General features: G+C 68.4%; 9 protein-coding genes. 6 read left to right on the forward strand and 3 right to left on the reverse strand.

What is annotated here, in order from left to right:
* Positions 1 to 150 precede the first annotated feature (150 nt).
* Positions 151 to 786 carry a glutathione S-transferase family protein gene (locus ACWPN7_RS20585; RefSeq protein WP_459196003.1) on the forward strand — a complete coding sequence of 212 codons (636 nt, stop codon included), beginning with the start codon at positions 151 to 153 and terminating at the stop codon, positions 784 to 786.
* Between the two features lie 49 nt (positions 787 to 835).
* On the opposite strand, the gene ACWPN7_RS20590 is transcribed toward ACWPN7_RS20585, so the two are convergent.
* Positions 836 to 2,584 (reverse strand): putative bifunctional diguanylate cyclase/phosphodiesterase, encoded by a 1,749-nt coding sequence (locus tag ACWPN7_RS20590; RefSeq protein WP_459196002.1) that lies wholly within the window; start codon positions 2,582 to 2,584, stop codon positions 836 to 838.
* Between the two features lie 458 nt (positions 2,585 to 3,042).
* On the opposite strand from ACWPN7_RS20590, the gene ACWPN7_RS20595 reads away from it, so the two are divergent.
* From ACWPN7_RS20595 to ACWPN7_RS20610, 4 genes are all read left to right on the forward strand, one after another.
* Positions 3,043 to 3,882 (forward strand): universal stress protein, encoded by an 840-nt coding sequence (locus ACWPN7_RS20595; RefSeq protein WP_038526106.1) that lies wholly within the window; start codon positions 3,043 to 3,045, stop codon positions 3,880 to 3,882.
* Between the two features lie 136 nt (positions 3,883 to 4,018).
* Positions 4,019 to 4,423 carry a hypothetical protein gene (locus ACWPN7_RS20600; protein ID WP_137115066.1) on the forward strand — a complete coding sequence of 135 codons (405 nt, stop codon included), beginning with the start codon at positions 4,019 to 4,021 and terminating at the stop codon, positions 4,421 to 4,423.
* Positions 4,424 to 4,599: 176 nt separating this feature from the next.
* Positions 4,600 to 5,154 carry an outer membrane lipoprotein gene (locus tag ACWPN7_RS20605; RefSeq protein ID WP_459196001.1) on the forward strand — a complete coding sequence of 185 codons (555 nt, stop codon included), beginning with the start codon at positions 4,600 to 4,602 and terminating at the stop codon, positions 5,152 to 5,154.
* Between the two features lie 155 nt (positions 5,155 to 5,309).
* Positions 5,310 to 5,645: a hypothetical protein gene (locus ACWPN7_RS20610; protein ID WP_038526114.1), complete on the forward strand. Its 336-nt coding sequence runs from the start codon at positions 5,310 to 5,312 to the stop codon at positions 5,643 to 5,645.
* Between the two features lie 466 nt (positions 5,646 to 6,111).
* Here the strand turns inward: ACWPN7_RS20610 and ACWPN7_RS20615 are convergent, their stop codons facing one another.
* Positions 6,112 to 7,002 (reverse strand): LysR family transcriptional regulator, encoded by an 891-nt coding sequence (locus ACWPN7_RS20615; protein ID WP_035675533.1) that lies wholly within the window; start codon positions 7,000 to 7,002, stop codon positions 6,112 to 6,114.
* Positions 7,003 to 7,426: 424 nt separating this feature from the next.
* On the opposite strand from ACWPN7_RS20615, the gene ACWPN7_RS20620 reads away from it, so the two are divergent.
* Positions 7,427 to 7,672: a hypothetical protein gene (locus ACWPN7_RS20620; protein ID WP_014239362.1), complete on the forward strand. Its 246-nt coding sequence runs from the start codon at positions 7,427 to 7,429 to the stop codon at positions 7,670 to 7,672.
* Positions 7,673 to 7,699: 27 nt separating this feature from the next.
* Here the strand turns inward: ACWPN7_RS20620 and ACWPN7_RS20625 are convergent, their stop codons facing one another.
* Positions 7,700 to 9,139, reverse strand: a complete 1,440-nt coding sequence (locus ACWPN7_RS20625; protein WP_349618859.1) for a DHA2 family efflux MFS transporter permease subunit — start codon at positions 9,137 to 9,139, stop codon at positions 7,700 to 7,702.
* Between the last annotated feature and the right edge of the window lie 62 nt (positions 9,140 to 9,201).

Genomic DNA, 9,201 nt, shown 5'->3' on the forward strand with positions numbered 1-9,201 from the left:
GTTGAAAATGTTAAACGGCGCTCCCGATCATAGGCATGGTTGGCCCTCCTGACAAAGCCGGAGAATCGGGGGGTGGGGCGGGCATTCCCATCCTGCATGGCGCCCAGGCCCGTCGCACAAGCTCCGGGGTTTCGGAAGGAAAGGGGAACGATGATCACCTTGTACGGAATGCCGAGCAGCGCGTCGATGGCGCCGCACATCCTGTCGCGCGAGATCGGGCTGTCTTTCGAACTGGTCCTGCTGGACCGCGCCACCGCCGCGCACAAGGCGCCGGACTATCTGCGGCTGAACCCCAACGGACGGGTGCCGACTCTGGTGGACGGCGATCTGGTGCTGTTCGAGGCGGCGGCGATCTGTCTGCATCTGGCCGATTCGCACCCGGCCGCCGGGCTGGCCCCCGCGCCCGGCACGGCGGAGCGCGCGCATTTCTACCAGTGGTTGGTCTTCCTGACCAACACCGTCCAGGCCGACATGCTGGTCTATTTCTATCCGGAACGGCACGCCGAAGGGACGGAGGCGCAGGCCTCGGTCAAGGCGATGGCGGAGGCTCGGCTGCTGGAGCGCTTCACGCTGCTGGACCGCGCGTTGGGGAGCAAGGCGTGGTTCCTTGGCGACCGCTACAGCGCCGTCGACCCCTACCTGTTCATGCTGGCCCGCTGGACCCGCTTCATGGGCACCCCGGCGCGCAGCCTGCCCAACCTCGGCCCCTACCTCGCCCGCGTGCTGGACCGCCCCGCGGTCCAGGCGGCGTTCGAGGCCGAAGGGCTCGGCGACCCTTATTATTGAGTGGACGAGGGGTGCCGCTCCGTTTTGAAAACGGAGCGGCATCCGCCGCTCAGCGCGGCACCTGCCAGGGCAAATGCTCCGCGCCGACCAGCCGGTCGGCGTCGGCGGCGGGCATCGGGCGGGCGAAGTGGTAGCCCTGCCCATAGTCGCAGGCGAGCGCGCGCAGCAGGTTGGCGTCGGCGCTCGTCTCGATGCCCTCGGCGATGACGTCGAAGCCGAGAAGCCGCGCCAGATCCATGATGATGCGGACGATGGCGCGGTTCTCCTCCGACTGGTGCATGGCCATGACGAAGGAACGGTCCACCTTCAGGCTGTCGATGGGCAGCTTGTGCAGGTAGGACAGCGACGAATAGCCGGTGCCGAAATCGTCGATGGACATCTTGATGCCCAGCCCGCGCAGGGTCTGCAGCAGGCGGATCGACTGTTCGGCCTTTTCCATGACCGCGCTTTCGGTGATCTCCAGCTTGATCCAGGCCGGCTCGGCCCCGGTCTCGCGCAGCACCTCGCGCACCAGCGCGACCATGTCGGGGTCGTTCAGCTGGCGGGTGGACAGGTTGACGCTCATGAACAGGTTGGCGGAGCCGGGCAGGCGCTTGTCCTGCCATTCGGCGATCTGCCGGCACGCCTCGCGCAGCACCCAGGCGCCCAGCGTGACGATCAGGCCGGTGCTCTCGGCGATCGGGATGAAGACGCCGGGGGGGATGTTGCCGCGCTCCGGATGGTTCCAGCGCACCAGCGCCTCGAACCCGGCCAGCCCGCCGGTGACCATCTCGACGATCGGCTGGTAGGCGACCCACAGCTCCTCGCCGCGCTCCAGCGCGCGGCGGAGGTCGTGCTCCAGCCGCACCTGCTCGACGACGCGGGCGTGCATGGCCGGGTCGAACCAGGCGTGGCGCCCGCCGCCCTGCTCGCGGGCGCGGCCGGTGGCGATCTCCGCGTCGCGCAGCACGTCCTCGGGCCGGGTGTGGGTGTCGCAGGAGGCGGCGACGCCGATGCTGGCCGACAGGAAGACCGAGGCGCCCGACGCCGTCTTGGCGGAGCGGACCAGCGACGCGATGGTGGACAGCCGCTCCTCCACCGCCAGCGGGTCCTGCGTGCCGCCGATCAGCAGCGCGAAGGCGTGGTCGCTGATGCGGGCGATCAGGTCGACCGAGCCGGCCCGCACGCTCAGCCGCGTGGCGACGTCGGTCAGGATCTCGTTGGCGAACCCCTGGCCCAGGCTGGTGCGCACGTCGACGAAGCGGTCGAAATCCACGATCACCACCGTGAAGGGTTCCCCCATCGCGTGGAAATCGGCCATGTGCTTGACCAGCAGGAGCCGGTTCGCCAGCCCCGTCACCGGGTCGTAGTAGGCCAGCCGGAAGAGGTCGTCCTGGGTGCGCCGCCGCTCCGTCATGTTCTGCATGATGACGAAATAGCCGGCGATGGAGCCGTCCGGGTCGCGGTAGGGAGCGTGCACCCGCGTCACATAGTCGTTGCCGCCGCCGGACCGGGGAAGCCAGCCCTCCACCTGCACGGTCTCGCCGTCGAGCGCGCGTTCAACCGCGGCACTGTTGTTGCGCAGCGTCTCCGGCCCGAGGATGTCGCCCACCGTGGTCCCGATGAGGGAGTCCAGCGTGCGGCCCATATAGTCCAGATACGCCTGGTTGGCGTAGAGGTGCCGCCGCTGCGTGTCGAGCAGGCCGACCATCGCCGGCATGACGTCGAGAAGTTGCCGCAGGGTGTCGAGCGCCGGAGCCCCGGAAACGGTGCCGGACAGGGCTGAGGCAAGCGAGGCGAGATGAGGGTCCGGCTTCATGGGCGGGAATGGTCGAGACACCGTTGGGAAAACCACGATCAACACTTACGCGAAAGAATGCCCGCCCGTCAAAACCAAAGCCGCCGAAGATGGTGGAAAGCATCGCCCCACTATAATTGCCGAACGACCGGGCCAACCATCATACTCGGGTATTCGTGCAAATCACGGTTGATGTTTTGATGGATGTTGATTGGATTTGTAGCATCGGCGGGGTTCGGGGCCGGCGGGTCGCGTGCCGATCCGCGCCGGACCACGGCAGGTTGCTGGCCTCGCACAGGCCATCGGCGGTTGAATCGTAGGCCCGCGACCGGACCGGACGGGCGCGCAGATGCGGCATGTCAGCGTTCTCCATTCTGACCGTCGTCAGAACCGCCCGCGCCGGGCTATAATTTCGCCCAATGCGCGAGAAGAGGTGGTGCATCACGATCGCCCACCCGCGCGAGCGAGGGAGAATCGCCATGGCACTCAAGGATCTGCTGGTGGTCGTCGACGACACCGACGCCGCAGCGGCGCGAATCGATGCCGCCGCCCAACTGGCCGCGCGCACCGACGGCCACATCACCGGCCTCTACCCCGTCGTCCCGCTGACCCTGCCGGGCTATGTCGAGGCCGAGTTGCCGGACGAGGTGCGGGCCATGCAGCGCGGCTACACCGAGAGCCAGACCGCCAGGGCCGAAGCCCTCTTCGCCGACGCGGTGCGCCGCAACGGCCTGACCGACCGCTCGGAATGGCGGGCGGTCTACGGGCATCCGACGGACAGCGCGGCGCTGCACGGGCGCTACGCCGACGTGCTGGTGGTCGGACAGGCCGATCCGCACCGCGACCGCGACCGCCCGATCGCGCTGCCGCAGGATCTGGTGTTCGAATGCGGGCGCCCGCTGCTGGTCGTGCCCTACGCCGGCAGCTTCCCCCACATCGGGGAACGCGTTCTGGTCGCCTGGAACGGCAGCCGCGAGGCGGCCCGCGCGGTGGCCGACGCCATGCCCATCCTGACCGCCGCCAAGCGCGTGGTGGTGATGGCCGTCAACCCCAAGGCCGGTCCCGTCGGCATCGGCGACGAGCCGGGCGCGGACATCGCCAAGCACCTGTCGCGCCACGGTTGCCGGGTGGAGGCCACCCACATCGTGACCGACCAGATCGATCCGGGCGACACGCTGCTGAACACGGTCGCCGACGAATCCTGCGATTTGCTGGTCATGGGGGCCTATGGGCGGTCGCGGCTGCGCGAGCAGGTGCTGGGCGGCATGACCCGCTACATGCTGGAGCACATGACGGTGCCGGTCCTGATGAGCCATTGAGGCCATTCGGTCGTCCGGGAATAGTCCGGCGAGGCCGCCTGTTCATCCCAGTGTGGCGGCGCCGGACTTCGGCCGATGGGTTCGGTCGATGGACTTCAGTCGACGGGCGCCGCCGGACCTGTGAAGGAAGGCCGGCATGAGCGCGCTGATTCCCACGTTCCTCCACCGCATGCGTCCTTCGGGCGTTGCCGCGGTGTTTCGTCCGGCGGCCCGCGTCGCGGTGCTGGGCATCGCCGGGGCGCTGGCGCTGGCCGTCCTGCCAACGGCCGCGGACGCGCACGGCCCGCGCGACCGCGGGTCCTGGTATGGCGGTCCTCCCTACGGCGGGCCTTCTGTGATCGTGCCGCCGCCGGGAAGCCGGGTGATCGTCGTACCGGGCTATCGCCCGCCGCCGCCCATCGTGGTCGCCCCGCCGCCTTACTGGGGACCGCCGCCCCGCCATCATCATCATCGCGGGTGGCGGAACGATTGGGGGCCGCGCCCCTATCCGGGGCCGAGCGTGCAGTTCTATGGCGGTTGGTCCGCGGGCCGGGGCTGGTGACGGCCCGGTCCGTTTGAGGCCGGTCTGCTTGGGGCGGGTCCGTCGGGAAAGGGCAGGCTTCCCGTCATCGGCACCGAAGCGACTCATTCTCGCATGGACATCATCCCTTTGCCCGGCCATGCTCGCCGTGGTGGCGCTTGGTTCCAGGCGCCGCGCAGTGCGTGCATGAGGGTGTGATGCTTTTTTCCAATCGAGAAACGGACGTTCGGCGCGCCCTGAGGCGCGGCTTTGCCGCGGCGATGCTGGGGGTGGTGGCTTTGTCGCTCGGCGCCTGCGCCAGCCAGAGCCAGAACCGTTACAGCTACCAGGACGTCGGCCACGCGACCTCGGTCGAGTTCGGCACCGTGATGGCGACCCGTCCGGTGGATATCCAGGGGCAGAACACGGGGGCCGGCGGGCTGGTCGGCGGCGCTGCCGGCGGGCTGGCGATGTCCAATGTCGGCAAGGGCTCCGGCAACGTGGCGGTGATCCTGGGCGGTGCGCTGGTGGGCGCTGTGGCCGGCGCCGTGGCCGAACAGGCGATCTCGGACCGCACCGGGATCGAGTATGTGGTAACTCTGGCCACCGGCCGCACGATCACCATCGTTCAGGAGCAGGCGACCAACGAGCCGATCTTCGGTCCCGGCCAGCGCGTGATGGTGCAGACGAACGGCACCTACCAGCGTGTCCTGTCCGCCGATCATCTGCCGACCGAGACCAACCGCCCCAAGGGCATCAACGTGGTGGATTGAGGCGGATCGGCCGTGGGCTGATGCCCCGGCACGGGATATCCTCCCGCCTGTTGACCCGAGGGGACGAGGGAAACGGTGTGCGGGAGGATGGTTCGATGAGGGACGGAACGGTCAGGACGGCGGGGTGCCTCCGGACGATTTTGCGGGGTGGTGCCATGGCGTCGGCAGTCCTCATGGGCGCCTGTGCCGGACTGAGCCCGCCACCGCAGGCCGCCCCCGAACCCGGCGCGGTGAGCGCCCTGGACCGGCTGAGCGCGAACCCCTGCAACGGGGCCGTCGCCTCCTCCCTCGCCGGGGTGCGGATACCGGTGTCCGACGTCCGCTATCTCGCCTACGGCCTGTACCGCAACATACCGGGCGACATTGTCGGTTACGATGCCTGGGTGGGCTTGAACAGCCAGCCCGGAGCCGTGGTGGTGCAACTCGACGAATATTGCGCGCCGCGCCAGATCTACGCGCGCGAGGGCGCCCGGCTTCCCGACGCTCGATGACGCGCCGGCGCTCCCGGACAATAAGCTCCCCGGACAAAAAAACTGCCGCTAACCCAGTGGGCTAGCGGCGAGTTGAACAGGGAGGCTTCACGTCTGGGAGACGCTGGGTCCGAGGACCCAACCCCGGAAGCGGGCTTCCGGGACGAAACGCCGGATGCTGCGGCGCAACATCCAACGCCCAAGATTTGACCATTCTGCCCAAAGGATTCCATCCCCAAATATCCAATTCGGCCATGCGCGAACCGCATAGCTTGTAAGGGATTGAAGCAACGCGAGAAATTGGCGTGCGGGTGCGTATGGTGCTGAAGGGCAGGTTGCCTCGCACGGAAAACGGCAACCGTATTGCAAAGATGCGGGATGGGTTTCGGTACAATCCGTACAAAAAGAAAGGCGCCCGGCATGGCTGCACGGACGCCTTTGCATCAAAAATAGGCAAATACCTTGCCTGCACAACGACTGGGCTGGGTCAGAAGGCCGACTCCGCCACCTTCTTCACCAGGAAGTCGCGGAACACCGCGATGCGCTTGGAATGGCGCAGCTCCTCGGCATAGACGAAGTAGGCGTCGACCTTGGGGCCGTCCACGTCCGGCAGGACGCGCGTCAACTCCTTGCTGCCGTCCACCAGGAAATCGGGCAGGGCGGCGATGCCCAGGCCGCTCTCCACGGCGCGGTACATGGCGTAGATGCTGTTGACCTGCAGGATCGGCTTGCGCACGCCCGGCGCCGGATCGCCCACCTCGTTGATCCAGTTGACGTTGGCGATGGGCGCACGGACGTCCGGCGGGTAGGCGACGATGTCGTGCCCGTCCAGGTCGGCGGGGATCTTCGGGGCGCCGCGCTTCTTCAGATACTCCTGATGGGCGTAGAGGTGGAAATGCACCGACATCAGGTGGCGCTGGATCAGGTCGGGCTGGCGCGGCGTGTTCATGCGGATGGCGATGTCCGCCTCGCGCATTGCCAGATCCAGCTCGTTGTCGTCGATCAGCAGGGTGAGCTGGATGTCCGGGTAGATCGACAGGAACTCGTTGACGCGCGGGGTCAGCCAGGTCGAGCCGAAGGCCACCGTGGTGGTCACGCGCAGCGGACCCTTCGGATGCTCCCGGCTTTCGGTCAGCATCGCTTCGGTCATCGACAGCTTGGCGAAGACATCGCGGGCGGTGCGGTGCAGAAGCTCGCCCTGCTCGGTCAGGATCAGGCCGCGCGCGTGCCGGTGAAACAGCGGCACGCCGAGGCTCTCCTCCAGCGCGCTGATCTGGCGGCTGACCGCCGACTGGCTGAGGTTCAGCGTCTCGCCGGCGTGCGTGAAACTTCCAGCCTCGGCCACGGCGTGGAAGACCCGAAGCTTGTCCCAGTCCATCATGCCTGTCTTGCTGCCCGCGCCCTGGCGGGGAGCCTCCCGTTCATTCTTGAAGACGGCGCATAGCCGCCATGCTCATTTATACCGGGAACGCGCGGCGAACGCACCCCCAACCAAAGGCCCACCGCACGAAAAAGAGCCAAGCTTGGTAAGAATTTTCCTTTGTGCTGCGAAGAGCGCACATTTGTTTATCCCGCATTGTGGGATTTTTGCCGTTCCCGCAACCGAAGGACGACTTCGCCGCGCTGGATTTGCTCGGGCGACAATCGAGGACCGGTGCGGCAGCAGGAGACTCGGGCCGGCGAACCCTGGGAAGGCGCCTCCCTCTTGTTGCGGCGGGGCTTCCACCCTTGCGCGGTTGCGCCGGGCGGTGGACGGGCCGCTAATCGGGGGCGACGCGGATTTGGGAAGGAGGGGGTTCCGAATGCCCGATCAGCATCAGCCGGCGCTTACCCGCGATCAGGTGATCGACATCTGCGGGCGCCTGGACGACATGCGCATCGCCAGCATCATCGGCACGGGCGCGACGCCCGCCGAATTGATGGAGGCCACCAGCTGGACCGGCGCCGACGATTACATGGGGGAGGCGACGCGGCATCCCCCCTCGGGCCGGGTCGCCCGGCTCCTGGAGCTTCTCAAGGCCGACGAGCCGGACTGGGAAGACCGCTGATCCGGCTGCATGTGATCCGGCTGCTGTTCAGTCGGCGGCTTCGAGCGCGCGCGGCGGTTCCTTGGCCCGCGCGCGGGCGCGGTGGCCGCTGATCTCGGCACCGGCGTCGGCCGGCAGCCGCAGGAAGAACAGGGCCGACACGCAGGCCATCCCCCCGACCGTCAGGAAGGCCGGCACGAAGTCGGTGGGGGTCAGCGCGGCGCCGGGGCCGCCGGTGACGCTCTGCGTCAGGTGCAGCACCGTCGCCCCGACCGCGACGCCCAGGCTGAGAGAGACCTGCTGCATCACGCTGGCCAGCGTGTTGGCGCGGCTCAGACACTCCTTGGGCACCTCGGCGTAGGCCAGGCTGTTCAGGCCGGTGAACTGCAGCGAGCGGAAGAAGCCGCCCATCAGCAGCGCGCCCAGGATGACCCAGTGCGCCGTCTCGGGCCGGAAGGCGGCGTAGCTCGCCAGGATCAGGCCGCTGAGCAGCGCGTTGGCGGTCAGCACCCGGCGGAAGCCCAGCCGGCGCAGGATGGGGCCGGCCAGCGCCTTCATGGTCAGCGCCCCGGCGGCCCCGGCGAAGGTCAGCGCGCCGGACTCGAAGGGCGTGCGCCCGAAGCCGACTTGGAGCATCAGCGGCATCAGGAAGGGCACGGCGCCGATGCCGATGCGGAACAGCGTCCCGCCCATGACCGAGGCGAAGTAGGTCGGCAGCCGCAGCAGAGAGGGGTCGAGCACCGGCCGCTCCATCCCGCGGGCGTGGCGCAGGTAGAGCCACGCGGCGGCGAAGCCCAGCCCGAGCACACCGGCGACCGCGGCGGGCGGCAGCACGCCGCGGCCGACATTCTCCAGCCCGAACATCAGCGCGGCCAGGGCCAGTGCGCTCAGCATGAAGCCGCGGCCGTCGAAGGGGTCGCGTTCGGTCTCGCGCACGTTGGGGATCAGGGTCAGCACCAGCGCGATCCCGATCAGCCCGATCGGCACGTTGATGTAGAAGATCCAGCGCCAGGAGGCGTAGGTGGCGATGAAGCCGCCGACCAGCGGCCCCAGCGCCGGGCCGATCAGCGCCGGCAGGGTCATCTGGGCCATGGCGGCGACCAGCTTCTCCTTGGGCACCGTCTTCAGCAGGATCAGCCGCCCGACCGGCACCATCATCGCCCCGCCCAGCCCCTGGACGATGCGCGCCCCCACCAGCTCGTACAGCCCGTCCGACTGGCCGCAGAGGATCGAGCCGACGGTGAACACCCCGATGGCCGCCGCGAAGACCGTCCGCGTGCCGTAGCGGTCGGCCATCCAGCCGCTGACCGGCAGGAACACCGCCAGCGCCAGCATGTAGGAGGTCATGGCGAGGCTGAGGCGCAGCGGGTCCTCGCCCATCGACCGCGCGATCTCCGGCAGCGCCGTGGCGATCACCGTCGCGTCCAGATTCTCCATGAACAGGGCGCAGGCGATGATGAAGGGAATGTAGCGGGTGGCGCGGGGCATGGCGGGAAGCATGGCGGGGATGGGGCGGTGGGACGGGGGTACAGCCTTCCCAATCTGGACTT

Source organism: Azospirillum sp. UENF 312511 (genome assembly GCF_058780635.1).